Source organism: Sphingoaurantiacus capsulatus, assembly GCF_042648405.1.
In the GTDB taxonomy this organism is placed as follows: domain Bacteria; phylum Pseudomonadota; class Alphaproteobacteria; order Sphingomonadales; family Sphingomonadaceae; genus Sphingoaurantiacus; species Sphingoaurantiacus capsulatus.
The window spans coordinates 1-25,361 of record NZ_JBHRXV010000005.1; the positions used below are offsets into that span (position 1 = coordinate 1).

The 25,361-nt window shown below is 65.1% G+C and carries 22 protein-coding genes; 7 read left to right on the top strand and 15 right to left on the bottom strand.

The features are described from left to right. The first annotated feature begins 425 nt into the window (after window positions 1-425). The gene (locus ACFOMD_RS08125) at window positions 426-1,775 is read left to right on the top strand and encodes an AmpG family muropeptide MFS transporter (RefSeq protein WP_380859613.1); all 1,350 of its coding nucleotides are present in this window, start codon (window positions 426-428) and stop codon (window positions 1,773-1,775) included. 68 nt (window positions 1,776-1,843) lie between these two features. Here the strand turns inward: ACFOMD_RS08125 and ACFOMD_RS08130 are convergent, their stop codons facing one another. The 4 genes from ACFOMD_RS08130 to ACFOMD_RS08145 all read right to left on the bottom strand — a co-directional run bounded on the left by ACFOMD_RS08130 (window position 1,844) and on the right by ACFOMD_RS08145 (window position 5,771). Beyond that, window positions 1,844-2,602, bottom strand: coding sequence for a helix-turn-helix transcriptional regulator (locus ACFOMD_RS08130; protein ID WP_380859616.1), 759 nt, complete (start codon window positions 2,600-2,602; stop codon window positions 1,844-1,846). A 40-nt stretch (window positions 2,603-2,642) separates the two neighbouring features. After that, the gene (locus ACFOMD_RS08135; RefSeq protein ID WP_380859619.1) at window positions 2,643-2,828 is read right to left on the bottom strand and encodes a hypothetical protein; all 186 of its coding nucleotides are present in this window, start codon (window positions 2,826-2,828) and stop codon (window positions 2,643-2,645) included. Between the two features lie 155 nt (window positions 2,829-2,983). Next, complete coding sequence (locus ACFOMD_RS08140) at window positions 2,984-3,427, bottom strand: nuclear transport factor 2 family protein (protein WP_380859621.1); 444 nt, start codon at window positions 3,425-3,427, stop codon at window positions 2,984-2,986. 22 nt (window positions 3,428-3,449) lie between these two features. Beyond that, window positions 3,450-5,771, bottom strand: a complete 2,322-nt coding sequence (locus ACFOMD_RS08145) for a membrane-bound PQQ-dependent dehydrogenase, glucose/quinate/shikimate family (RefSeq protein ID WP_380859624.1) — start codon at window positions 5,769-5,771, stop codon at window positions 3,450-3,452. A gap of 271 nt (window positions 5,772-6,042) precedes the next feature. On the opposite strand from ACFOMD_RS08145, the gene ACFOMD_RS08150 reads away from it, so the two are divergent. After that, window positions 6,043-7,236 carry an aminotransferase-like domain-containing protein gene (locus ACFOMD_RS08150; protein WP_380859627.1) on the top strand — a complete coding sequence of 398 codons (1,194 nt, stop codon included), beginning with the start codon at window positions 6,043-6,045 and terminating at the stop codon, window positions 7,234-7,236. A gap of 36 nt (window positions 7,237-7,272) precedes the next feature. Here ACFOMD_RS08150 and ACFOMD_RS08155 read toward each other — a convergent pair whose 3' ends face one another. From ACFOMD_RS08155 to ACFOMD_RS08180, 6 genes are all read right to left on the bottom strand, one after another. Further along, window positions 7,273-7,626 (bottom strand): RidA family protein, encoded by a 354-nt coding sequence (locus ACFOMD_RS08155; RefSeq protein WP_380859630.1) that lies wholly within the window; start codon window positions 7,624-7,626, stop codon window positions 7,273-7,275. A 63-nt stretch (window positions 7,627-7,689) separates the two neighbouring features. Beyond that, window positions 7,690-10,050: a TonB-dependent receptor gene (locus tag ACFOMD_RS08160; protein ID WP_380859633.1), complete on the bottom strand. Its 2,361-nt coding sequence runs from the start codon at window positions 10,048-10,050 to the stop codon at window positions 7,690-7,692. Between the two features lie 112 nt (window positions 10,051-10,162). Then, entirely contained in the window at window positions 10,163-10,921 is a 759-nt protein-coding gene (locus ACFOMD_RS08165; RefSeq protein WP_380859636.1) for an SDR family NAD(P)-dependent oxidoreductase, read from the bottom strand. Further along, window positions 10,921-11,499, bottom strand: a complete 579-nt coding sequence (locus ACFOMD_RS08170; RefSeq protein ID WP_380859639.1) for a nuclear transport factor 2 family protein — start codon at window positions 11,497-11,499, stop codon at window positions 10,921-10,923. Before ACFOMD_RS08170 ends, ACFOMD_RS08165 begins: the two co-directional genes overlap by 1 nt. A 17-nt stretch (window positions 11,500-11,516) precedes the next feature. Beyond that, on the bottom strand, window positions 11,517-12,263 hold the full coding sequence (locus ACFOMD_RS08175) for an SDR family NAD(P)-dependent oxidoreductase (protein WP_380859642.1): 747 nt from the start codon (window positions 12,261-12,263) through the stop codon (window positions 11,517-11,519). Between the two features lie 162 nt (window positions 12,264-12,425). Then, on the bottom strand, window positions 12,426-13,637 hold the full coding sequence (locus ACFOMD_RS08180; protein WP_380859645.1) for an MFS transporter: 1,212 nt from the start codon (window positions 13,635-13,637) through the stop codon (window positions 12,426-12,428). 168 nt (window positions 13,638-13,805) lie between these two features. Here ACFOMD_RS08180 and ACFOMD_RS08185 point away from each other — a divergent pair, with 168 nt between their 5' ends. The 3 genes from ACFOMD_RS08185 (at window position 13,806) to ACFOMD_RS08195 (ending at window position 18,298) form a co-directional block, all read left to right on the top strand. After that, window positions 13,806-15,488, top strand: a complete 1,683-nt coding sequence (locus ACFOMD_RS08185; RefSeq protein WP_380859648.1) for an MFS transporter — start codon at window positions 13,806-13,808, stop codon at window positions 15,486-15,488. A gap of 106 nt (window positions 15,489-15,594) precedes the next feature. Continuing rightward, window positions 15,595-16,053, top strand: a complete 459-nt coding sequence (locus ACFOMD_RS08190) for a (2Fe-2S)-binding protein (RefSeq protein WP_380859651.1) — start codon at window positions 15,595-15,597, stop codon at window positions 16,051-16,053. Window positions 16,054-16,063: 10 nt separating this feature from the next. Next, window positions 16,064-18,298: a xanthine dehydrogenase family protein molybdopterin-binding subunit gene (locus ACFOMD_RS08195; RefSeq protein ID WP_380859654.1), complete on the top strand. Its 2,235-nt coding sequence runs from the start codon at window positions 16,064-16,066 to the stop codon at window positions 18,296-18,298. On the opposite strand, the gene ACFOMD_RS08200 is transcribed toward ACFOMD_RS08195, so the two are convergent. Both ACFOMD_RS08200 and ACFOMD_RS08205 read right to left on the bottom strand, forming a co-directional pair. Continuing rightward, window positions 18,295-18,615, bottom strand: a complete 321-nt coding sequence (locus ACFOMD_RS08200; protein ID WP_380859657.1) for a 2Fe-2S iron-sulfur cluster-binding protein — start codon at window positions 18,613-18,615, stop codon at window positions 18,295-18,297. The two genes, ACFOMD_RS08195 and ACFOMD_RS08200, sit on opposite strands and share 4 nt — an antisense overlap. A 23-nt stretch (window positions 18,616-18,638) precedes the next feature. Continuing rightward, window positions 18,639-19,892 carry a cytochrome P450 gene (locus ACFOMD_RS08205; RefSeq protein WP_380859660.1) on the bottom strand — a complete coding sequence of 418 codons (1,254 nt, stop codon included), beginning with the start codon at window positions 19,890-19,892 and terminating at the stop codon, window positions 18,639-18,641. Between the two features lie 131 nt (window positions 19,893-20,023). Between ACFOMD_RS08205 and ACFOMD_RS08210 the strand changes: the two genes are divergently transcribed. Further along, window positions 20,024-20,584 carry a TetR/AcrR family transcriptional regulator gene (locus ACFOMD_RS08210; protein WP_380859663.1) on the top strand — a complete coding sequence of 187 codons (561 nt, stop codon included), beginning with the start codon at window positions 20,024-20,026 and terminating at the stop codon, window positions 20,582-20,584. Here the strand turns inward: ACFOMD_RS08210 and ACFOMD_RS08215 are convergent. Both ACFOMD_RS08215 and ACFOMD_RS08220 read right to left on the bottom strand, forming a co-directional pair. Beyond that, window positions 20,581-21,492, bottom strand: coding sequence for an SDR family NAD(P)-dependent oxidoreductase (locus ACFOMD_RS08215; protein WP_380859666.1), 912 nt, complete (start codon window positions 21,490-21,492; stop codon window positions 20,581-20,583). The two genes, ACFOMD_RS08210 and ACFOMD_RS08215, sit on opposite strands and share 4 nt — an antisense overlap. 42 nt (window positions 21,493-21,534) lie before the next feature. Beyond that, entirely contained in the window at window positions 21,535-23,298 is a 1,764-nt protein-coding gene (locus ACFOMD_RS08220; RefSeq protein ID WP_380859669.1) for an acyl-CoA dehydrogenase, read from the bottom strand. A gap of 126 nt (window positions 23,299-23,424) precedes the next feature. On the opposite strand from ACFOMD_RS08220, the gene ACFOMD_RS08225 reads away from it, so the two are divergent. Beyond that, entirely contained in the window at window positions 23,425-24,351 is a 927-nt protein-coding gene (locus tag ACFOMD_RS08225; protein WP_380859672.1) for an alpha/beta hydrolase, read from the top strand. On the opposite strand, the gene ACFOMD_RS08230 is transcribed toward ACFOMD_RS08225, so the two are convergent. Continuing rightward, window positions 24,343-25,239, bottom strand: a complete 897-nt coding sequence (locus tag ACFOMD_RS08230; RefSeq protein WP_380859675.1) for a LysR family transcriptional regulator — start codon at window positions 25,237-25,239, stop codon at window positions 24,343-24,345. The two genes, ACFOMD_RS08225 and ACFOMD_RS08230, sit on opposite strands and share 9 nt — an antisense overlap. Window positions 25,240-25,361 lie beyond the last annotated feature (122 nt).

A 25,361-nucleotide genomic window follows, 5' to 3' on the forward strand; every position in this document is an offset into this window, starting at 1 on the left:
CGCCGCCAATGAATCAACCTCAAACCCAATATTCAACCGATTTAACAGGTCCTGACCCTAGACTGACAGCACCCTCAGACCTCGCGGCTACTGAATATCGGGAGGGCGTAGCATCGCTTGCTGAGTGGTGGAGCCTCATGGCCTGAGCATCCGTTGGCGAGCAGATGCTGTGCGCGAGCGCGACAAGTCCGCACCAGACAGATAGCAGCGCGAAATCACCTGAGCTGGCGCGGAAAAGGCTTGAGAAAATCGCTCGGCGCTGTTCGGTGTGAGAGCCCAAGCAGCGATGGGCGATCAATTTCACTGCCCATAGCTCGTGTTTACAAGATATCTATGTATCTTATTAAAGATAACGCGCGCCGAATTGGCGTGTCTGGGGAGGGGTACGTCCGCATATGGCAACCGAAACTGGGCCAGCCGGTGCCATGCTGGCGCAGCCGCGCGCGCCAAGCTGGGCTGAAATCTTCATCGCCCTCCGCCAACCGCGTATGCTCGCGGTGGCACTGCTCGGCTTCGGCTCGGGACTCCCTTATCTGTTGACGAGCCTGACGCTCGGCTATTGGCTGCGTCAGGAGGGGATCGCGCTCGCGACCATCGGCTTCATCTCATGGGTGGGCATGGTCTATTCGTTCAAAGTGCTATGGGCACCGATGGTGGATCAGGTCGATCCACCTTTTCTACACCGATTGCTTGGCCGCCGCCGCGGGTGGATCGTACTGGCGCAGATCGCCGTATCTACCGGGCTGATCGGCATGGGCGTGGCAGGACCTACCGCCGACCTCGCGATATTCGCTGCCTTCGCCGTCCTCACCGCCTTCGCCTCGACGGTGCAAGACATCTCGATCTCCGCCTGGCGGATCGAGACTGCGGAGAGCAGGTCTGACCTCGCTTTGCTTGCCGCAGTATTCCAGATCGGCCACCGCGTAGCATTCGTCGTCTCCGACGCGCTGATTCTGATCGCCGCCGCTTTCATCGGCTGGCCGCTGTCCTACATCAGTCTCGGCTTCGCCATGAGCGTCGGCCTCGCTGGCGCGCTGCTTGCCAAAGAGCCGGCGTTGCGCGTCGCCGCCGCCGTGGCTGCCGACGCGGCGATTGCCGGCCGCGGGCTTTTCGCGCGCATCACCAACGCCTTCGTCGAACCGTTCCTCACTTTCTTCCGCGTTCACGGAAAGGCGGCCACGCTGATCCTCGCGATGGTGGGGCTCTATCGGCTGACCGACATGTTGATGGTGCCAATGATGGCGCCTTTCTATGTCGACCTTGGCCTGCCCACGGCACAGATCGGCACCATTCGGGGCACCTTCGGAATGGTCGGAACGGTAGGTGGCGTTGCGCTCGGCGGGCTCTTAGCCGTGCGTTGGGGACTCGAACGTACCCTGGTCGTCGGCTCGATCGTCGCGCCACTGACCAACTTCACCTACGTCGCGCTCTGCCTGTGGCCGGGAGGGCCCAGCTTCGAAGTGGTCGGCGTGGTCGTGTTGATTGAGAATCTTGCCACGGGTTTCGCCGGGGCGGCCAGCGTCGCCTATATGTCGGCGCTGGTCGGGATCGGCTTTGCCGCGACACAGTTCGCATTGCTCTCCAGCGTCCAATCCATGTTCGGGAAGTTTATCCGGGGCTTTTCGGGCACCGCGGTCGAATGGCTCGGAACCAGCTTTGCGTTGATGGAGGCCTACGCCATCTATTTCGTCATCACGGCGTTTCTGGGCGTGCCCGCGATCCTGCTGTCGATTGCCTGCGCGAAACGCCGCCTCAGCAGCGTTACCGACGTGTGACCGGATAGCGGCGCGGTCGCTGCGGGGGAGTTTTGTTGAGTGACCAGCCAGCCTGAAACGGTCGGGCCTTACTGGGTCCTGCTGAGGTAACCCAACTGGCCGGCCTTGAAGATCGACTGGCTGCGGTTCACGGCATTTAGCTTTTCCGCAGCATTGCGGAGGTGGAACCTGACCGTCGTGTGGCTTCGCCCAATGATCTCGCAAATTTCCCGGTCGGTTTTCCCCAGGGACGCCCAGTTCAGACACTCCGTCTCCCGCCGCGTCAGGCTGCAGTTCAACGGCAGCGAGACGCGGCGGCGGGTCGCCTGCACATAGCTGGTCACGAAACGTTGAGTCAGCAGCATCAACGCCTCGGCGCGCTCGTGGAAGACCTCGCCCAAGTCCATGCTCGTGTTTTTGCGCGGCGCGAAGGCGGCCATAGCGATCTGCCCAAAGGGCAGATGCACCGGCACAACGATCGCCGCCGCCACGAAGGCCCTGCGCTCGAATTGCGTCAGGTCGATCGCATCGAGACACTGGTTCGGATAGAGGGTCCGGAAACCTCGTTCATCAGCCCAGAACGGCTGGCTCTCGTATCGGCAGGCACGCGCCAACGGCGATTGCAGCGCTAGTTGGCCATTGTTCCACCAGCGCTCCTCGCGCTCGACGAAGCCGAAGATCGTCGCGGCAAGCACAGCACCGTTCTCATCGACCATCGGTCGCCGGGTGGCGATATTGTGCGAGACGATGATGCGGACGTCGCACAGCCGCTCCACGCTGTCGCGAAACGTAATCGCCGCACGCGAAATGTCGCTCTTGTCGCGCACGTCGACGCTGGCCGCGTCCATCGCCTGCTCCTTGCGGCTGGCGGGGCGTGATGGCGCGCGCCTAGTTCCGCTGCGCATAGCCATCGTCGGTTATAATGGGAACATAGGTCCAGCCCCTGTCGTCCGGCAGGCCAGGCAGACCAGCCGCGCCGAAAGGCGTTGCCGCCAGTTTGTGCAACTCGGCCATCAGGAAGTCTCGAACCGCAGGGTCGAAACCTGGGGAGCCGAAGAGCTCGGCTACGCTCATGGGTTGACCATCATTTGTCAGCACCTCGAGGCCAGGGAGGTAAGCGCTTATCGGATCGCTATCGCGGCGCGCTGCGAGGGATGCCCCCCGTGGAAGGACGGCGCAGGCCAATCCGCCGACCATCATCGCGCGTTTCGAGACCCGCATCCCACCCCTCATCGCAAGGCTACGGCGGGCTCGGTCGCCGGCGCGTCATACTGCCAGCGCGGCTCGTGCAGCCGCTCGGCGATGCGCCAATCGTCGCCGACACGCACCCAGCGGTCGCTGTAACGCAGGCCGCGAACCAGCACCTTGCCGGTTTTCTTCATGTAGAGCTGTGCCGTCGCATGGGTGATCGAGGTCGCGCCGGCCGCAGTCATCGTCACGGCGATGTTGCTCGCGCCGTGATTGCTTGCGGTCGGCGCCTCGAACCCGCGGAGCATGCGGCGCAACGCATCCGGAGTGGTCAGAACGATCGTTGGATTCAGGCGCAGCTCGAACCGGAACGGCGCAGCGAAGCACGAAAGCATCAATCCGGCGTCGCCGGTGTCGGCGGCGAAGAAGTAGCGGTCGACGACCGATCGGATCGCAACTTCCACTGCGGCGTCGGGCACTGTCATGATAGCGTCCCAGGTCCCCAACTCATAGGCGCCGATGCTCCTCGCCGCGGGGGAGCGCGAAGGCGACCAGATGATCACCACGCTTCGTCCGCAGCGAGCCATGGCCGCCGGCAAAGATCACCACATATTGGCGGCCATCTTGCCCAAGATAGGTCATCGGTGTCGCCTGGCCGCCCGCCGGAAGTTCGCTGCGCCACAGTTCGCGGCCCGACGCCGTTTCAAACGCGCGGAACGAACCGTCGGTGGTCGCGCCGATGAAGATGATGCCGCCCGCGGTCGTGATCGATCCGCCCAGGTTGAAGATGCCGACCGGCAGTGCAAGGCCCAGGGGCGCCAGGCCCTTGCTTGTGCCAAAGGGGCGCTCCCACAGCCGCGTACGCGATTTGATGTCGACGGCGGTCAGCATTCCCCAAGGGGGCGCCTGGCACGGGAGGCCGATGGGAGAGAGAAAGGGGGCCAGTTCGAGCCCATAAGGCGTTCCCTGTTGCGCCATCGGCGGACGAACGCCGTCGGCGGGCTTGATGCGGGGTGTCTCGCCGTAGGGCGCGGCGCCGCGCGCATCGGCCTCGGGGCGTGGCACCAGCCGGCCGACAAAAGGCATGGCTGAGGAGTTGACGATCATCACGCCGCGGGGCGCGTCGACCGAGACGCCGCCCCAGTTGAGCGTACCGAAGGTGCCCGGGGTCATCATCGTCTCGCGCTCGGTGAGTGGCGTAAACGCCCCCTCGTAGCGAACGCTACGGAAGCGAATGCGACAGGCCAGCATGTCGAGCGGCGTTGCCCCCCACAGATCGGCTTCACGCAGTGTCGGGGGTGCAAACGACGGCAGCGACGAGACCGGCTGCGTAGGAGAAAGACGTTCGCCGGGGACGCTACCCTGCGGAACGGCACGTTCGGTCACGGCAGCGACGGGCTTGCCGGTTCGCCGATCGAGCATGAAAATCTCGCCGGTCTTCGCGGGCGCCAACAGGGCCGGGATTGGCCCCGTGGCACCCGGCAGGTCGATCAATGTCGGCTGGGCCGGCATGTCGTAGTCCCACAGGTCGTGATGCACCGCCTGGAACGACCAGCGCAATTGCCCCGTCGATGCGTCGAGCGCGACAATCGAGGTCGAATATCTTTCCGCCGCCGGCGTTCGCAGGACGCCGTAGAAATCGGGTGAGCTGTTGCCCGTCGGTACATAAACCAGGCCAAGCGTCGGATCGGCGGAGAACACCGCCCATGCGTTGGGGTTGCCTGCCGAATAAAACTCACCCTCGGCGAGGGGCGCTCCGCCGGGCCGCCCCGCATCCCACGCCCAGAGAAGCGCGCCGCTTTTCGTATCGAAAGCGCGGACGACGCCGCGCGGCGCCGAAACGCGCTGATTGTCGATGATGTAGCCGCCGATGATCGCTGCTCTGCCGACGATCGTCGGTGGCGAGGTGACATAATAATAGCCGTCGCGGCGATCGTTGATGCCGGGGAGAAGATTTACCGCACCGTTCTCGCCAAACCCCGCGCAGCGTTGACCCGTTCGCGCGTCAAGCGCGAATAGGCGAGCGTCCAGCGTGCCAAACAGAATGCGCTCGGAACAGGGGCCGATGGCGGATGCGCTGCGGGCGAACGAGACGCCGCGGCATACGATCGAGAATGTGGTGCCCGCGTCGACCTGTGGATCGAATCGCCAGCGTTCGCGTCCGGTCGTCGCGTCGATCGCGATCACGACATTGAGCGGCGTGCAGACATAGAGCATGTTGCCGATCTTGATCGGCGTGGCGGTCACGCGGCTGTTGTGACCGAGGTTGTCGAGCCCGCCGGTGCGGAACGTCCAGGCCGGTTCGAGCGCGGCAACGTTGCCGGCGTCGATCTGCGACAATCCGCTGTAGCGCTGACCGCCGTCGTTCCCACCGTAGCTAGGCCAGTCGCTGAAGCGGTTCGCCGACGCGGTCGCCGCCGGAAGCGATGCGCGGAGCGTCGGCTCTGCAACGGGCGCGAACATAAGCGCCAGCGGGATGCACAGGCTGACCAGTGCGCCCAGCCGGAAGGCCAAGGCCGGGATACGCGGTTCCCGTGCCGCTGCGCGCAATCCCGGCGCGATGGCGAGAAGCAGCGCCAACAAGATCAACGGCCCGCCGAGCCGTGCGAGCACCCCCCAACGCTGGACTTGAACCTCCGCGAAGGTCCAAGCCGCCGTCGCAACAACGATCGCGACGTATAGCCAGACGGCGGCCCGGCGACCCCGCGCAAGCAGCGCTGCAGTCACCAGCAGCGCTGATCCGGCGATTAGATAGTAGGGGCTGCCGCCGAGCGAAATCAGCTGGGTGCCACCGATCGCCAACCACAGGCCCGCAGGAAGCAGTAGCATTGCCAGTAGGAGGATTGGCCAGCCGGCCCAGCTGCCGCGCGAAGTTCGTTGGTGCCTCACTCGACATTCCCCCCGAGCCAACTACCCCGCTGGGTGCAAGCTTTGATAAGTAATCTATCAAAGATAAAGATATGTACAAGAAGCCGTGCGGCCACGCCAAGGTGCCGGTTTTTTGATGACGCGCCAGTTAAGCTAGTAATATATATAAGATAGAAAGCTCTTGCGGCGCCGCGCGTGGGAGCTATGCCAAAGCGGCCTTGGGGGAGCGACGATGGATTGGAATGGCCTGTACGCGTCACGCATGTCCCGGGTCGTCGCCTCGGATATCCGCGAGCGGATGAAGCTTTTGGCACAGAAGAAGCTGATTCACCTTGGCGGCGGGCTGCCCGATCCGGCCATCTTCCCTTATCAAGCCTTTGCCGATGCATCCGCCGCTATCCTGGGAGACCAGCAGCGGGCGAGGACCGCACTGCAATATGCGGCCAGCGAAGGGCACGGGCCACTCCGCGAGTGGATCGTCGGTTACATGGCCTCGATCGGCGTTCCCTGCGCCCTTGAAAACATTCTCATCGTCAACGGATCGCAGCAGGGGCTCGACTTCGTCGGCAAGCTCCTGATCGGCGCCGGCGATACCGTCATGGTCGAAATGCCAAGCTTCATCGGTGCCTTGCGCGCCTTCGACGCTTACGAGCCGACCTACGTCGCGGTGCCGAAGGCCGGCGATCCTCGCCCGGCCCATGGCGCCAAATTCGCGTATGTCGGCCCTGATTTCCGAAATCCCACCGGCACCACCATGACGCGCGCCGAGCGTATCGAACTGTTGGAGATGGCCGAAGCGCTCGACATGTCGATCGTCGAGGACGGCTGCTATGAGAAGCTGCGCTACGACGGCGATCCCATCCCGTCGGTGCTCGCGCTCGATATCGAGCGATCAGGCGACATCGACAGGTCGCGCGTGCTCTATACGGGCACCCTGTCGAAGACGATTGCTCCATCGCTGCGCGTCGGCTGGATGTGCGGCCCGGCGCCCGTCATCCGGAAGCTGACGCTGATCAAGCAGGCTAGCGATCTAGCGACGAGCGCGCTCAACCAGATGATCGCGCTCGACGTGGTCAGCGAGCATCTGGATGCAGCAGTCGCGACCGCTTGTCAGGTCTATCGTGAGCGGCGCGATTCGATGCTCGATGCCCTTTCCGCCAGTATGCCAGAGGGCGTGACATGGACGCGCCCAGAGGGCGGGCTTTACATCTGGGTCACGCTTCCGCCGCACATTGACGGCGCCGAACTGGCGACGCACGCGCTCACCGACCATGGCGTGTCGACAATTTCGGGGAGCGCCTTCTATCCGGTCGATCCGCAGCGCAACACTTTACGCCTCAGCTTCTCAATGATTCCCGCCGAAGACGCGCGCGAGGGCATCCGCCGGCTCGCGCTTGCCATCGAAAAGACGCCGGCTAGGGTCTGAACTCAACAAGGACGGCGTCCTTATCGAGTTCATATCCTAGCGCGCGGCAACGACGCCGATCTCGACGGCATAGCGCGGGGAGGCGAGGCGCGTTTCGATCGTCGTGCGGCACGGTGCGCAACCCGCCACCAGCCACTTGTCCCACAGCGCGTTGAGTTCGGGCAGCGTTGTCACGTCGGTCAGGTAGATGTTGACCGACAGCATGCGCGACTTGTCGCTGCCGGCGTCGGCAAGCAGTCCGTCGATGCGGTTGAGGATTTCTGCCACCTGCTCGGTAACAGTGCCGCCAGCGGCATCGATGGCGACCTGGCCAGACAGATAGACGCGGTCGCCGTGCGCGACAGCGCCGCTCATGCGCGGGTTGGCCTGGAATCGCTGGATGTCGCTCATTGTCGCTCCTTTCAATGAAGAGGGCGGCGCCGCGCGGACGCCGCCCTCCGGAGATGTCAGCTCTTATTCCGCGCTGGCGCCGAAGCGGTAGCGCAACGTCACGCCATACATGCGTGGCTCGTTGTAGATGCGCTGGTTGAAGCCCAGCCCGGAGTTGATGAGCGACGCACCGCCGATCTTGTAGGTCACGTCGAACAGATTGGTGACATAGAAGGTCGCGTCGATCGGCGATCCACCGATGCTGTCCCAATTGAGGTTGGCGTCAACGGTCGTCGTCGCCTTCTGCTTGCTCTCACCATCGAAAGCATTGCTGCCCGCAAGGAAGGGGACGAGGCCGAGGATGATCGACGATTTGTGCGCAAGGTTCGCCGAGAACGACACGTCGCCCGCGCTCTCGGGCACCGGCAGGTCGACCGACATGCCGACGTTGAACTTGTGCTTCGGCGTGAACGGAATGATGCGGCCGGTGAAGCGCTGCGGAATCTGCGTCACCGGATCGCGGCGGTTGTAGTCGAGGAACGAGCCGTACTTGGCATCGGTGTAGGCATAGGCGAGCAGCAGGTCGAAGGCCGACGACGGCGCGATCGTCAGTTCGGCCTCGATGCCCTTCACCTTGGCTTCGGATGCATTGACGAGCGCGCTGACCGTCTGCGTGCCGACGCTGAAGGTCTGGTTGAGCTGCGCGCCTTTGAGCTTCTGGTCGTAGACGGCGATGTTGCTGCGCATCTCCCAGTCGCCTGCCGTGAAGTCCGCCTTCAGGCCGAGCTCGACGTCCTTCAGCGTTTCGGGCTGATAGACGAACAGGCTCGCCGCATTCGGGATCGGCGGCGTCGCGAGCAGAGCCGGACCCGCAAGCGGGTTGGTGCCGCCGGCGCGGTAGCCCTTGCGGTGCGCGATGTAGAGCAGCGCGTCGTCGCTGATCTTGTAGTCGAGGCCGATGGTGTAGCTGTCCGAGGTCGCCTTCGATTCGAACTCGGCACGGCATTGCGGCGCGTTGCCCGGCATCGGCGCCGCCGCTCCCGGGGTACCCGTGGTGCAACGGAAGCTGCTCACCTGGAAGATGGTGAGGCCGCGCGTGTCCTTGGTGCTGCGGTAACCGCCGGTGATGCCGAGCCCGTCGACGAGCCCCGAAAGGTCGTAGGTCGCCTGGCCGTAGATCGCGCGGCTGCGGTCGCGGACGAACTGGTTGACGTCAGTGCTGCTGCCGAACACCGACGTCTGGTGAATATAGTTGGCGTCGGGCGTGCTGGTGTTCGACCCGAACAGGCCGATGGTGAAGGTCAGCTTGTCATCGAGCGCCGAGCCCTGAAGCTGAAGCTCTTCCGACCATTGCTTGACGTTGAGGCTCCACGGCTCGTCGCGGTTCTGCGGGTTGCACTGCGCCGGCCCCTGACAGATGTCGAAGTTCAGCAGCGTCAGCGGCGTACCGTCGAAGTCGAAGCGGTTGAGCTGCTTCACCCGGCGATAACCGAGGATGTTCTTGATCGCGATACTCTCGCTGAGGTTGATCGTCGTGATGTTCGAAAAGCCGCTCGCCTTCAGCTCGTTCTTGGCGATGGTGTCGGAGATCGAGACATAAGGGCCGAGCGCCTGCTGGCGCGCCAGCTGCGCCTGCACCGCGCCGGCGAACAGCCGCGGGATGGTGGCGTTGGGATCAACCGCCGCGATGTGGTTGGAACTGCCGTTGGTGTTCGAATGCAGCGTATCTGCGACGAAGATATTCTCGAAGTTATCGGTCGGCGCGAAAAGCAGCGAGAAGCGGCCGGTCCAGTAGTGCCGGTCGTCTTCGTCCTGGTTGGTGGTGATGTTCTGCGTGAAGCCGTCACGGTCGTTGGCCTTGCCGGCGACGCGGATCATCAGGCTGTCGGTCAGTGGGACATTGAGCGCCGCCTCTAGGCCGTGATTGCCATAGTTGCCGAACTCGCCCTGGACGTAGCCGTCGAAATCCTTGCCCGGCCGCTTCGGTTCGAACAGCACGGCGCCGCCGGTCGAGTTGCGGCCGAACAGCGTACCCTGCGGACCCTTGAGCACCTGAATGTTCTGAAGGTCGTAGTAGCGGCCCGGGCCGCCGCCGTCGCCGATCGGCAGCGGGACCTGCGCGATGTAGGTCGGCACAGTCACCTGCTGGCCCGAGATCGAGGCACCCGATCCGGACATGGCGCGGATGACGTAATTCTCTTCGTTGCGGCTGCTCTGCGCCGAGGTGAGCGCCGGTACAATCTTTGACAGGTCGGTGGCGTTCTCGATCCGCCGGTCCTCCAGCACGTCGTCGCTGAACGCCTGGATGGCGAGCGGCACGTCCTGTAGCTGCTCTTCGCGGCGGCGGGCGGTGACGACGATTTCGTCGAGCGCGCTGGTTTCGGATACCGCCGCATCCGCCTCGGCGGCGGCAGTCTGTGCGATGGCGGCTGACCCGATACTCAACGAAGACAGGCTGGCGGCCGCCAGCAAGAAGCTACCGAAGCTGCGTGTCATATGTCCCTCCCCTGGGTGTTCGCCCGGCCCGTTTTCGGGTCGCGAGCCATAGCGCGGCGCCCTATTCGTTGAGCCGCGGCGTCAGCAGTCCTCCGTCGATCGGCACGGCGGCGCCCGAAATGTACGAGGCGTCGTCGCTGAGCAGGAACGCGATCGCGCGGCCGAATTCGGCGAGATCGCCGACCCGTGCGAAATGCGAGAGCTTATCGAGATAGGCCTGGCGGTCGGGCGTCCGCGACGGATGCGGCGGATTGCCGAGCACCACGGCGTTGATGTTCACGCCCTTGCGCGCGACTTCCTTGCTGACCGAACTGACGAGCCCGTGCAGCGCCATCTTGCCCGACGCATAGGCGCTGCCCGATTCCTGGCCGAGCACCGCCGACATCGAGCTGACGCAGACGATCTTGCCGTAGCCGCGCTTGATCATGCCGGGCAGCAACGCGCGCAGCACGAGCACCTGGCTGAAGAAATTGACCTCGAAGATCGCGCGGAAATGCGCGAGGTCGCTCGCCGCGAATTCCGCCCACGGCGTCATCGGCGGGCCACCGCCGACATTGTTGAGCAGCAGGTCGACCTTGCCGTGATCGGCGACGGCGTGAGTCGTCATCGTCTCGACGAAGGCGATGTCAGTGACGCTGCCGGCATGCGTCGTTACCTTGACGCCGTGCGCGCGCAGCTCGCTCGCGGCGGCTTCGAGCCGCTCGCCATCCATGTCGTTGATGATGAGCTCGGCGCCGCCGCGCGCCAGCTCGTTCGCGGTGGCGAAGCCGATCCCGCGGCCGGCGCCGGTGACCAGCGCGACCTTGCCTGCGAAGCGCATCAGGCGGCGGCCTTTTTCTTCGGGATGCCGAACATCGGATTGGCGGCGTTGTTCGTCCAGATCAGATGTTCGGTGAAGCGCCAGGTGTCGGTCTTTGCGAAGCTGAACAGGTAGGTGCCTTCGTGAAGGCCGCTGATCCAGGCGTCATCCTCCTGGCCGACCAGCGCCATCTGATAATGGCAGAGCGCCCAGGCCTTCTTGTTGTCGTCGGCGACGCGCGTCATCAGCGTACCGATCAGATGCCGGATCTCGAGGCCCTTGATCTTGGTGAAGTCGCGCTTTTCGATCTCTACGCCCTCGGCGCGCGGCAGCGCCGGATTCTTGTGGAGATTGATGAGATTTTCGCGGCCCTTTACATGTTCGGCCAGCGTGCCGGCCATCGTCCGCTCGATGTTCTCGTCGTACAGGCGCTCCAGCACGTCCCAGCTGCGGCTGTCGCAGGCGAAGGCATATTCATTGACCATCTCGACGATGGACTGCTTGTCGGCGACGAGGTCGATCTTGGCTTCGAGCGTCGTGCGCGGCGCTTCCACCGCCGGCGCCATTTCGCGCCATTTCGCATACGCATCCCAAATCATGATTCCGCTCCCTGAACCTAGACGCCGCCGCGGCGGCCGCCGGCGACGTTGATGAGTTCGCCGTTGATGAATTCCCCGTCCTTGCTCGACAGGAAGGCGATGGTCGCCGCGATGTCGTGAGGCATGCCGATGCGCCCTGCGAGCGTCATCTTGGCCAGATAGTCGATCTCCTCCGGCCGGCGGTTGCGCTCCATCAGCGGGGTGAGGATCGGGCCTGGCGCGACACAATTGGCGCGGATATGCTGGTCGGCATGGTCGATGGCGAGCGAGCGCGTGAGCGCAATCACGCCGCCTTTCGCTGCGACATAGGCCGGATTTCGCATCATGCCGGTCACGCCTGCCCCCGAAGAGACGTTGACGATCGACCCGCCGCCGCTCTCTGCCATCAACGGGATGGCCGCCTTGCACATGAGAAAGGTCGACGTGAGATTCAGATCGACCCAGTGTGACCAATCTTCGGGCGACATATCGAGGATCGTCTGGCCGGGGCGGCTGCCGCCGACGACATTGGCAAGGATGGTGAGCTTGCCGAACTCGCGCTTGGCCGCAGCAACCGCTGCTTGCGCATCGTCCCACTTCGTCGCATCGCCTTTCAGGATGCTGAGCCGGCCGGCCGCCTTGGCGGCCGTCTCCGCCAGTCCGGTTTCGTCGATGTCGACAGCGATCACGGCGGCGCCGCGTTCGGCGAGCAACCAGGCCGTCGCTTGGCCGATCCCGCCGCCGGCGGCCGTCACGAGAGCCACATGGCCTTCGAGCTGGGTCATCGCGCTGCTCCGCAAGCATCGTTTCTGGATCGAGGGCGCACGTCAGCAGCGGCGCGGATGCGTCGTTTCAAGAGACCTCCCCACGCCGGTGAGCCGGCGTCCCTGGAACGATTGTTCCTTATTTATCTTATATAGAATATAATTGACTATAATATCAGCTTGTCAATGCTGATGTGCAATCTTTGGGCTCCGCATCGCCAGCGGCACGGCGACAAGCACCAACACCGATCCGATCACGATGAAGGCGACATGGATGCCGAACGCCGACCGGATTGGCGACACCACGAGCGGGTTGAGGAAGTCGGCTACGTAAAGCGCTGTGAACATGAAACTGATCGCTCGCGCACGCACCTCGATCCGAGCGGTAGCCAGCAGGCGGCTCTCGATGTGCGGCGGAATCATGCCGCCACCGCCCCCCGACATGATCGCCCCGATGGCGATGACCGCGAGGCTGTCTGCCGTCCCGATGACGATGAGCCCGCTGCCCAGAAGCGTCGTCAGCAGGATCTGCGCGCCGCGGCTCCCGATTCGCGCCACGACCCAGCCGTAGGACCCTCCACAAAGTCCGCCAGCGAGCACACCGCCGGCGATAACGAATGACCGCGTCAATGGGCTGGTCACATTCTCTGCGGCGAGCAGGAAGGACAGCTGGATAGAGGTCATGAAATAGGCGGTGAACAGGAAAAGTGCGACGCCGTAGATCGGAAATAGCGGTCGGAAGGCACCGGCAGGAACGGGCGCGTCGCGCTCGCGCGCCGGCACTTCTTCTGAGCGGATCGCCACCGCCGAGATCGCAAGCACGGCAAAGGCAAGCAGATAGAGCGCGAAGGGAGCACGCCAGCTGAAATGCTCGGCGATAATCCCTGAGCTGATCAGGAAGATCAGCGCGCTGATGCCGGCGACAGCTGCCTGGTATCCCAGGAAGCGCACGCGTGCGAGACCCTGAAACCAGCCGCCGACGATGACGCCGACCGAGGTCACTGCATGGGCGATCGCCAGTCCGACGACAACTCGCGTGGCAAGAACCGGCCAAAGCGTATCGAGATAGAGGCCGGACGATCCAGCGACGCCGTAGACGCCGAGCCCCCAAAGGAGAACAGGTCGAGGGCCGAAGCGGTCGACCATGAAGCCAGCCATCAACCCGCCGATGATCACACCAATCGCGGGGACGGTCATGATCATCTGGGTGGCGAATGTCCCATCGTCGCCGTCGGCGAAATGCGTTGCCATCATCGGCAGCACCGGCCCGAGAGCGGCGAACATCAGCGCCAGCAGCGGGGACCCCGCCAGCAAGGCGGCCAAGGCCATGCGGCCGCGAAAGCCGGTGGGACGGGTGAACGCGACGCCGGCTGCCGACGTCTCTTGCATGGACATTAACGAGCTCCCCAATCTGTCACCGGGCGATCTTTCCGTCGCCTCGTCCGCCTGCCATCACCGATCGACCCAGCTCGGGTTGCATCGAGATCGAAAGGACTGTTTTATATAAGACACAAAACAAAGAGTATTGAAAAGCCCGTTCGTCAACTGGGCCGGGAGGCAGGTTTGGAGTCGAAGCGCAGGGCTGACGGCACGGCGAATACGACCTTTGCCCCTTTCCGCCACCGTATATTCCTGGGGATGTGGATCGCTGCAGTCGCCGCCAGCTTCGGCAGCCTGATCCAGACCGTCGGCGCGGCTTGGCTGATGACCTCCCTATCGGGATCGGCGGAGATGGTCGCGCTGGTGCAGACCGCGTCGGGCCTGCCGGTTGCCATCTTCGCGCTTGCCGCGGGTGCGATTGCCGATACCTATGACCGTCGGCGTGTCATGCTCGTGGCATTGTCGATGACGTTCGTCGTCTCGGTGATCTTGACGGTTTGCCAGGTCGCCGGCGTGTTGACCGCCAATCTCCTATTGGCGCTGACTTTCCTCATTGGCTGCTGCCTCGCGCTCTATTTGCCGGCTTGGCAGTCTTCGGTCAGCGAGCAAGTGCCGCGCGAGGACCTGCCCGCCGCCATTTCGCTCAACAGCCTCGCCTTCAACATCGCGCGTAGCCTGGGTCCGGCGATCGGGGGTGCCGTTGTAACGATCGGCGGTGCTGCAGCCGCATTTGCCACCAATGCGCTTTGCTACCTCGGTCTCATTGGCGTGGTCGCCGCTTGGCGGCGTCCCGTGGCAACGAACCTGTTGCCTCGCGAGCGCATTTTGCCCGCGATGCAGACAGGGCTGCGGTATGTCTGGCTATCGCCGCGAATGCGGGCGATGCTGGTGCGCGCCCTCGCCTTCGGGTTCGGCGGAAGCAGCATCAACGCGCTGCTCCCTCTCGTCGCGCGCGAACTTATCCAAGGCGGACCCTTCACCTACGGCCTGTTACTAGGCGCGTTCGGCGCCGGCTCGGTCGTCGGGGCGCTCGGCCTAGCTAAAATCCGGCGCCGCCAGCCTGGCGACGCGGTCGTCAAATATGCCGCCGCTGCCTTCGGCCTTTCTGCTGCCGTCGTCGCGTTCAGCCCGTGGATGGTGTTGACCATGCTGGCGCTCGCCGTCTCGGGTTTATGCTGGGTGCTGACCCTCGCCACGCTCAACGTTACGTTGCAGATGGCTGCTCCGCGCTGGGTGGTAGGCCGGGCCCTCGCAAGTTTCCAGATGATCCTTTTCGCCGGGGTTGCGGGGGGCAGTTGGGTCTGGGGCCGCTTTGCCGAAGATGTTTCGCTATCGGCATCGCTATGCCTTTCGGGTGCCGTTCTCGCTGCAACGATGCTGCTCGGCGCACGCTGGCGGGTGCCGCAGACCGCCGATGACAATCTGGAGCCGGCGAGCACCTGGACCGAAGTCGAACTACGCGCCGAGATCGATCCGTCGACGGGGCCGGTGATCCTCTTCGTCGAATATGACGTCAGCGAAGAGCGCGTTCCGGGATTTCTTGCGGCAATGACAGAACTCCGCCAAATCCGCCGGCGGGACGGCGCACGGCGCTGGACACTATTGCAGGACCTTGCCGATCCGGAAAAATGGATCGAGCGCTTCGAGAGCCCGACTTGGGCTGATCATCTTCACCGCTACGGGCGCGGCACCGTCGCCGACCGCGAAATTGAAGAGCGTGTGATGGCATTCCATCACGGCACCGACGCTCCGCACATCCGGCAACTGATCGCGCGTGACCCTGTCGCGGACGGGCCGAAGCCCACGCGCGACGAAGCACCGGCAAAGCGGCTTGGCCTCTTTGCTATTAAAGATATAATGCAATGAACCGACAAAGGGCGGACAGGGGAGGAGTGGTTGGTGTCGCACCGGCTAGATAGCCGGCCAGCCAATCGATTCCGCATGTCCGTTCTGCTTACGAGGGGCTGACGGCATGGCGCTTGATTTCAAGATCAACGGCAAGAACGAGTCGATCGAGGTCGATCCCGAGACGCCGCTGCTCTGGGTGCTACGCGATCACCTTGGCCATACCGGGACGAAGTTCGGCTGCGGGATCGGGCAATGCGGCGCCTGCACCATCCACCTGGATGGTCAGGCCGCGCGCTCCTGCCAGATCAGCGCCGCAGACGCCGCAGGCGTGCCGATCACCACCATCGAGGGTCTGTCGCCCGACAACTCGCATCCGCTTCAAAAGGCGTGGATCGAGATGAACGTCCCGCAATGCGGCTATTGCCAGGCCGGCATGCTCATGGCCGCCGCCGCCCTGCTGCAGAACACACCCAAGCCGACCGACGAGGACATCAACACCTTCGTCGACAACATCTGCCGCTGCGGCACCTACACGCGCGTCCGCGCAGCGATCCACAAGGTCGCCGCGGCGCAGAAGGCCTGAGGGAGCGCCCATGTCGACCGATCCGATCATGCTCGACCGCCGCCGTTTCCTCGTCACCACCGCGCTGGTCGGCGGCGGCTTCGCGCTCGGGCTCACCCCGGCGCTGGCCGAGCAGACGAAGAGCGCCGCCACCGAACTGAATCCATGGGTGGTCATCACGCCCGACAACATCGTGACCATCCGCGTCGCGACGCCCGAAATCGGCAACGGCGCGATGACGCAGGCCGCCCTGGCGGTCGCCGAGGAGCTGGAGTGCGACTGGTCGACGATCCGCACCGACTATGCCTCGACGACACGCGACTACATGACCTACGGCGGCTATTCGCCAATCCATCCCGCCGCCGCCTTCTTCGGCGGGCGGTCGACGATGGGCCAGCGCACAAAGGCGATGCAGCAGGTCGGCGCCAGCGCGCGCGAACGGCTGAAGGCCGCCGCCGCGGCGCGCTGGGGCGTGCCGGCGGGCGATATCGTGGCGGCCAACTCGACGCTCACCCACGCCGCCTCGGGCCGGAAGCTCACCTATGGCGATGTCGCTGCCGACGCCGGCAAGATCACGCTGCCGGCCGAGCCCGCGATCCGCACGCCCGACCAGTGGAAGCTGCTCGGCAAGGCGAATCCGTCGAAGCTCACCATCCCGCAGATCGTCAACGGCTCGGGCATTTATGGCATCGATGTCCGCGTGCCCGGCATGGTCTACGCCGCGCTGATGCAGTCGCCGGTCCATGGCGGCCGCCTGAAGAGCTACGACGAGGCAAGGATCAAGGGCATGCCCGGCGTGCTCGCGGTGGTTACCGTCGACCCCGACGAGCCGCGCGGCGTCGCCATGATGTCGAACGCGCCCTACGGCTATGCAATGACGCAGCCGCGCGCGGCGGTCGCGGTGATCGCCGAACATTACTGGCAGGCGCGCAAGGCGCTCGAAGCGCTGCCGGTGGAATGGGATGACGGCCCCGGCGCCACCTGGGACAGTACGCAGAAGATTCAGGCCGCCGCCATCGCCGCACTGGAAAGCGACGAAGGCGCGCGCACCGAGCACATCCTGGGCGATGTCACCGGCATCGACAGCGCGGCAAAGCGCGTCGAACAGACCTACGTCACGCCCTATTGCGACCAGGCGCCGCTCGAGCCGCTTAACGGCACCGCGCTGGTCACGCGCGACCGCGTCGAGATCTGGCATCCGGCGCAGAACACGCAGCAGGCCTTCTGGGTCGCGTCCGACGAATCGGGCATGGTGCCCGAGCGGGTATTCGCGCATCAGACGCTGGTCGGCGGCGGCTTCGGGCGGCGGCTGGAAAGCGACGATACCCGCATGGTCGTCGCCATCGCCAAGCGCTACCCGGGCAAGCCGGTGCACGTGGTCTGGTCGCGCGAGGAGATGATGCGGCAGGGCAAATACCGCCCCGTCGTTGCCGCCAAGCTGACCGCTGCGCTCGACGAAAAGACCGGCCTGCCGACCTCGTTCGTCGCGCGGCAGGCTTCGCGCGGTCACTATCCGCGCTTCGCCGATACCGCCTACTTCATGGGGCCGATCCCCAACGTCCGCATCGACGCGCGCGAGCTGCCGTTCCATGTCGAGCCCGGCCCGTACCGCGGCCCGGGCTACAACAGCTATGCCTTCATGCAGGAGACGTTCATCGACGAGTGCGCGCATGCCGCCGGCATCGATCCGCTCGAATATCGGCTGCAGCTGTTCCGCGACTTCCCCAACCCGGGCTGGGTGAAGTGCCTTGAGGAGGTCGCGAAGCAGGCGAAGTGGGGCAAGAAGCTGCCGAAAGGCCGCGCGCAGGGTCTGGCGATCAGCGCCTGGGGACTAAATGGCCAGAAGATGCTCGGAACGACGATCGCGGTGATCAGCGAGGTGTCGGTGACGAAGTCTGGCGAGCTCACCGTCCACAACGTCGACGCCGCCTTCGACACCGGCCGGGTAATGAACCGCAACGAGGTCGCCAACCTGATCGAAGGCGGGCTGATCTTCGGGCTCAACATGGCCTTGCACGAAGAGATGACCGTCGAAGGCGGTCGGATGGTCGAAGGCAATTTCGACACCTATCCGATGATGCGCATCGGCGATTCACCACGCATCGGCGTGCACTTCGGCGGCCTGAGCGGTCTTGATCGCTACAGCGAAATCGGTGAGCCCCCGGTAGGGACCGTCGGTCCGGCTGTGGGCAACGCGATCTTCCGGGCGACCGGAAAACGGCTGCGGCGGCAGCCGTTCCTTAAGCAGGATCTCAGCTGGACCTAGCCTTGGAAGGCAGGCGTTTCGACGCACAGCCCGTCGAGGGCTTCGCTGAGCTTCACCTGGCAGGACAATCGCGAATTGGGGCGAAGCTCGCTTGCAGTGCTGAGCATGTCGACCTCGTCACCTGCGGCCGGGCCGACACGGTCCATCCACGCCGGGTCAATGTAAACGTGGCAGGTGGCACAGGCGCATGATCCGCCGCAGTCGGCCTCGATACCCGGGACGTCATTGTAGATCGCCGCGGTCATCAGGCTGCTGCCGGGTTCCACTGAAACCGAGCGCTCAGCGCCCTGATGGTCGACGAAGGTCAAGTTGATCACGATTTAAAACTCCAAAGCCGGTGTCAGCCGAGGCGGACAGGCATGTGCTTGATCCCGCCGACGAAGTTCGACCGGAGGCGGGAAACCGGGCCGGCCAAGCTGATCTCGGGGAAGCGGCGCAACACTTCGGTCATCACGGCGCGGAGCTCGATCCGCGCAAGATCGTTGCCGAGGCAGCGGTGGCGGCCGAAGCCGAACGTCAGATGCTCGTTCGGCGTGCGCGTCAAATCCATGTGCGTCGGATTTTCGAACACCGATTCGTCGCGGTTCGCCGATGGGTAGAACATCACCACCTTCTCTCCGGCCGCGATTTTCTGACCGCCGATCTCGGTATCCTTCGCGACACTGCGCGCCATGTAGACGATCGGCGCGACCCATCGCAGCAGCTCCTCGACGGCGGTGGGCATCAGCTCGGGATTGTCGCGCAGCTGTTGCATCGCTGCAGGGTTCTCGATGAGCGCCAGCATCGCGCCGCTCGTCGCGTTGCGCGTCGTCTCGTTGCCGGCGAGCATGAGCAGGAAGCAGTAGCCGAGCACTTCGATATCGGTCAGCGCCTCGCCGTCCACGCGCGCTTCGCACAACAGGCTGACGAGGTCCTCGCCCGGCTTCGCGCGCCGCTCGGCGATGAACTTGGAGAAATAGCCGAAGATGCCCATCCGCGCCGCCATGATTGCGTCGCGCGGCATCTCGACGTTGCCATATTCGGGGTCCTCGCTGCCGATGACCGCGTTGCTCCAGATGTACATCTGGTCGCGGTCGCTGGTCGGAACACCGAGCAGTTCGAGGATGACGTCGAGCGGCAGCCGCATCGCGATGGCATCGACGAAGTCGATCTTGTCTGCATCCGCCGCCGCGCTCAACCGCCTCGCCGCGACATCGTCGGCGATCTCGTGGCAGCGCTTGCGGATATGCTCGTCGAGCGCCGCCATGATGTTCGGGCGGAAGCGGTCGCGCAGCACGCCGCGCTGCTTGCCATGCTTCGGCGGGTCCATCGTCAGCAGCAGCGGGACGGCATTCGCCATCGCCTGATCGTCCATCTGATCCTTGCGAAGGATGGTGACGCCCTTTGCATTGATGAAGGTCTGCGCGTCGCGGCCGACCGTCATGATGTCCGCATAGCGGGTGATCGCCCAGAAGGGTTCGCGGATGCAGTCGTCGTACCATGCGACTGGCGCCTCGGCACGGAGCTTCGCCCACACGTCGTGCGGATAGCCGTTGGCGGCGAAATAGTCCGGATCGAACGCCTCGCGCGGTGCTGTGGGTCGATTGTCGGCCATAGATTCTCCCGCCATATATTAGTTAGTGATCGTTCACTAACACTGGTTTCGGACGGCGTCATCTGTCAATTGCTCAACTGGACGCGCGAGAGGTAAAGTCGGATGAAGGGGCGATGATCGAATCTACTGCAGTGTCGGCGAAGCGCTCACGGCTTGGACGTGACGAGCGGCGGCTGCGCATCCTCGATGCGGCTGCGGAGCTGTTCCATGTTCAGGGCTATGCGACGACTAGCGTCGATGCCATCGGCACGCTTGCCGGAGTCAGCGGCCCGGCGGTCTATCGTCACTTCCAAAGCAAGCAGGAGTTGCTGCTCGAACTGCTTGATCTGGCGGTCGCCAAGGCGCTGGGCGACGGTGAGCCTCCCACCGACGATGACCCGGCCCGGCAACTCGCGGTCATGGTGCGCAGCATCGTCGTCCACGCGCTTGCGGAACGGGCGCTGATCGGTCTCCTCTATGCGGTCCACGATCGCGGCGACGACACCGACCGGCAAAAGCTCGGCCGCATTCGTGCGACGGTCGTGGAACGCTGGAGCGAGGCGCTACGCGCGGCGCGACCCGAACTGCCGCCAGCCGAGGCCGCAACCTATGTCGAAGCCGCGATGTCGGTGGTTGCCGGCATCGCGCGGCGCGATGCATCGCCCGCTCCCGACCTCTACGTCAGACTGATCCTCGGCCTGCTCCACGCCTAGGCGGCGAGCGCTTTCTGCGCCGCGGCGACCTCGGCCTGCGCTTGCATGGGGCCGTCATTAGGCAGCCATTCGCCATCCCGGTCGGAGACGCGGTCGAACTGGGCAAGCAGTTTTTCCGGCGCGTCGGCGCCTGCCCCGATGAAGACTCCCTGGGTAAGCGTGACGTAGGCGCGTTCGAACGTCCCCGCACCGGCACACAGCACGACGCGGTTCGGCGCATCTTCCGATGCCAGCGCCACGACGCCGACCGCGACCGATGCGGGCGCCATCAGCTCGAGTAGCTCGGGCGACAGCACGTCCTCGGTCATCCGCGTCGCGGCCGACGGTGACAGGCAATTGACCCGGACGTTATATCTGGCGCCCTCGAGCCCGAGCGTGTTCATCAGCCCGACGAGCGCAAGCTTGGCGGCGCCATAATGCGCCTGGCCGAAGTTGCCGTAGAGGCCCGACGAGGAGGTCGTCATCACGATCCGGCCATAGGCCTGCTCGCGCATGATGTCCCAGACGGCCTTGGTGCAGTTGACCGAGCCCATCAGGTGAACGTCGAGCACGGCGCGGAAGTCGTCGAGCTCCATCTTGGCAAAGGTCCGGTCGCGCAGGATGCCGGCGTTGTTGACGAGGATATCGACACGGCCCCACTTGGCCTTCGCTTCGGCGACCATCGCCTCGACCGCGGCGAAATCGGTGACGCTGGCGCCGTTGGCGATGGCCTCGCCGCCCGCCGCCTCAATCTCGGCGACGACGCTCTGCGCCGCGGTGATCGCGCCGCCGCGCCCGTCGCGCGCACCGCCCAGATCGTTGACGACGACTTTCGCGCCGCGCGTCGCCAGCGCCAGCGCGTGCGCCCGCCCCAATCCGCCGCCGGCGCCGGTCACGATGGCCACGCGGCCGCGAAGGTCGATCATCATATGCTCAGCTCCTGGGGTCTTGCCGGCGCTCTGTCGGCGCCTTCAGAAAATGTCGGCGGGGGCGGCGGAGGCCACGTCGCTGTGCGAGTCGACGAAGTCGAGCCAGAACTCGACCTTCGGAAGCTCGGTTTCGAAGAAGAAGCGGCAGGCCCAGAGCTTGCCGCGATGGAAGGCATCGTCGCCTAGGTTTGCCGCGACCACCGCCTGATCGAGCCACAGCCAGCCGAGCACAGCATGGCCGAACGCCGACAGGAACGGCGTCGCATTTTCGAGCGACGCTGCCGCGTCGAGCGGGCGCAGGCCTTCGACGACGACCGCGATATGATCCCAGGCATCGGCCAGCAGTTCACCATAGCCGTCGAGCCGTTCGATCTGATCGGCCTTCAAGATCGTCGCATCGATCCGCTCACGAAGGAGCGCATAGCCCCGGCCGTTCGACTTCAGCGTCTTGCGGCCGAGCAGGTCGAGCGCCTGGATGCCGGTCGTGCCCTCGTGGATAGGATTGAGGCGGTTGTCGCGATACAGCTGCTCGACGTCGAAATCGCGCGTGTAGCCATAGCCGCCATGCACCTGAATCGCGAGATCGTTGGCGACGAGGCCCCATTCGGACGGCCAGGTCTTGGCGACCGGCGTCAGCAGCCCGAGCAGCTCGGCGGCATCGGCGTCGCCCTCCTGATCCACCAGCCGCGCGCAATAGAAGATCAGCGCGAGCGAGCCTTCGGCATAGACCTTCTGCGCCAGCAGCATCCGCTTCACATCGGCATGTTCGATGATCGGCACCGGCGCCGACGGCTGCCCCTTCGGCGCGTCGAGCGCGCGGCCCTGCAACCGTTCGCCGGCGTAGCGCAGCGCGTGGCGATAGCCGCGATAGGCGACCGCCGCCGCGCCGAGGCCGACGTTGATGCGCGCTTCGTTCATCATCTGGAACATGATCGGCAGCCCCTGGCCGACCTCGCCGACCAGCCAGCCGGTGGCGCCGCCGCGCTCGCCGAGGTTGAGCAGGCAATTGGGAATGCCGCGATAGCCCATCTTGTGATTGAGCCCGGCGACGCTGACATCGTTGCGCTCGCCCGAGGGCAGCCGCTTGGGCACGATGAACAGCGAGATGCCGCTCGTCCCGTCGACGAGCTGACCGTCGGCGCCGGGCACCTTCGCCAGCACGAGATGGACGATGTCCTCGGTGACATCATGATCGCCGCCAGAGATCCACATCTTGTTGCCGGTCAGGCGGAAACGACGGCCGAGGCCGTCCTCGCCATCGGGCTCGGCACGAGTGCGGATGTCGGCGAGCGACGATCCGGCCTGCGGCTCCGACAGGCACATCGTGCCCGTCGCCTGCCCGGCAATGCCGGGGCGGGCGAAGGAGTCGATCTGCGCCGGCGTGCCGAATGCCGCGATCAGCCGGGCGTTGGCCGTCGTCAGCATGACGAAAGCGGAGGCCGAAAGATTGGCCGCCATGAACTGGGCGAGCGAGGCGGTACAGACCAGGCTCGGCAGCGCCATGCCGCCCAGCGCTTCGTCGAAGCCTGCGGCGAACAGCCCGAGGTCGGCATAGCCGCTCACCGCATCGGCGATCTGGGGAATGACCTTGACGCCGTCCGCGCCGAGCGTCGGCTCGATCTGGTCGGCGGCCTTGTAGGCCGGCAGGAAAAGGTCGGCGGCGACCCGTTCCGACAGGTCGAGCACTGCGGCGACATCTTCGCGCGTGTGGGCGGCGAACTTCGGCGTTCTCAACAGCTCGTCGAGGCAAAGCCAGTCGCCGAGCAGGAAATCAAGGTCGCGCCGCGGGATCAGCACATCGCTCATGGTGCTGCACGCTATCGACGGTAGCATATGAAATCGATTGCCGATGACCGATCGGTGAAATCGCAAAGCGGCAATTGCGAGCCCTCCCCGATGCCCGCAGGGTTCAGTTCGAGGAGCTCAAGCGCAATGGACGACGAACGGCTACACTCGGAAATCAGGGCGATTCTGGCGCGCCGCGCCACGCTGGCGCTGCCGGCCTATTCGTCGGGTACGCCCGAAGCCGCGCGCAACGCCTTTGCCGCCTCGCAGGCGGCGCTGCCACGCGACCGCGGAGCGCGGATGGCGGTGATCGTCAACGAAAGCGTCTGTGGCGACGCCGGGCCGATCCGCATCCGCCGCTATCGCCCCGAAGGCGAGGTGCGCGGCACGCTCGTCTATTTCCACGGCGGCGGCTGGGTGTTCGGCACGCTCGACGCCTTCGATCCGGTCTGCCGCGAAACCGCGGCGACGGCGGGCGCCGAGGTGATCAGCGTCGACTATCGCCTGTCGCCCGAGGCCACCTATCCCGAACCGCTCGACGACGCCTATCGCGCGCTGTGCGCGGTCGCCGGCGATGGCCCACTCGCGGTGATGGGCGACAGCGCCGGGGGCAATCTGGCCGCCGCCTGCGCGCTGCGCGCCCGCGATGAGAAGGGCCCGCGCATCGACCTGCAAATCCTGCTGTACCCGATCACCGACCACCGCAGCGATCGCGCCTCCTATGCCGAGTTCGGCGGCGGCGGCTACCTGCTGTCGAGCGCCGACATGGACTGGTATTGGGGGCATTATGCGCCCGACGCCGCCCGGCGCGACGAGCCCTATGCCTCGCCGCTGCGCGCCGCCACGCTGGCCGGGTTGCCGCCCGCCATCGTCGTCATCGCCGGTTGCGATCCGCTGCATGACGAGGGCGTCGAATATGCGGCGCGGCTGACGGAGGCGGAGGTCGAGGTGGACTTGCGCGAATATCCCGACATGACCCACGGCTTCTTCACGCTGACCGGCCTGCTCGGCACCGCCGACGACGCTGCGCGATCGGTCGGCGCGGCGATCCGCGAGCGCTTCGCGTCACGCTGAAGCGGCGTCGCGCGCTTCCTCAACAGTGCGGATGAAGTTGGTGAGGATGCGGGCGCTGTCCCCCTTGCGCCAGATCATGCTGAGCAGGATGGCCGGAGGCAGCCCGGCGATCGGCACCAGCGCGACATCATGCGGCGCCGGCGAGCGCTCGCCCGCGATGATCAGGCCGACGCCGAGGCCGGCCGCCACCAGACCGTAGGAGATGTCCACCGCCGTCACCTCGGCGGCGATGTCCGGCATGATCCCCGCGCTGCCGAAGCTCGACGCGAGACGGCCGAAGAAGCGCGGCGACTGGACGCGCGACGGCCAGATCATCGGCACCCCGGCCAGGTCGCCGATCGTCGCGTCGCTGCGCCCGGCCAACGGATGGACGCTCGGCACCACGGCGACGATGCGGTCATAGCCGATCGGCGACACGTCGAATTCGCGCGGATCGTCGGCCTCCTCATAGACGAAGCCCACGTCGATTTCGGCGGAGCGCAGCTTCTCGCGCTGGAGGTCGGAGGTCATCGGCGCGAAACGCAGCGCGATCCCAGGGTAGGAGTCACGAAAGCGCTGCAGCGCCTGGCCGAGCAGCGCGCGCCGCACCATCCCCTCGCTGAAACTGATGCGCAGCGTGCCGAGCGTGCCTTCCGCCGAGCGCGTGACGCGCCGCGCCGCCTCGTCGACGTCACCGAGGATGCGCCGCACGTCCTCCAGCAGCAGCTTGCCCGCCTCGGTCAGCCGCACGCCGCGCGCCTGCCGTTCGAACAGCAGGGTGTCGCCGAGCTCGCGTTCGAGATCGGCGATCCGCCGCGACAGCGCCGACTGCGCGATGTTGAGCCGCGACGCCGCACGGTGAAAGCTCAGTTCCTCGGCGACGGCGAGGAAGAAGGTAAAATGCTTCATCACACTCAGGTGTCGCACGCGCTGCAATCTCCATCGAACACGGCAGACCCTGCCTCAATGCCGGCAGGAGATAGGTAACGCGCCCGAATAGCATTTGCCAGCGGCGCCTCCACGGCGGAATT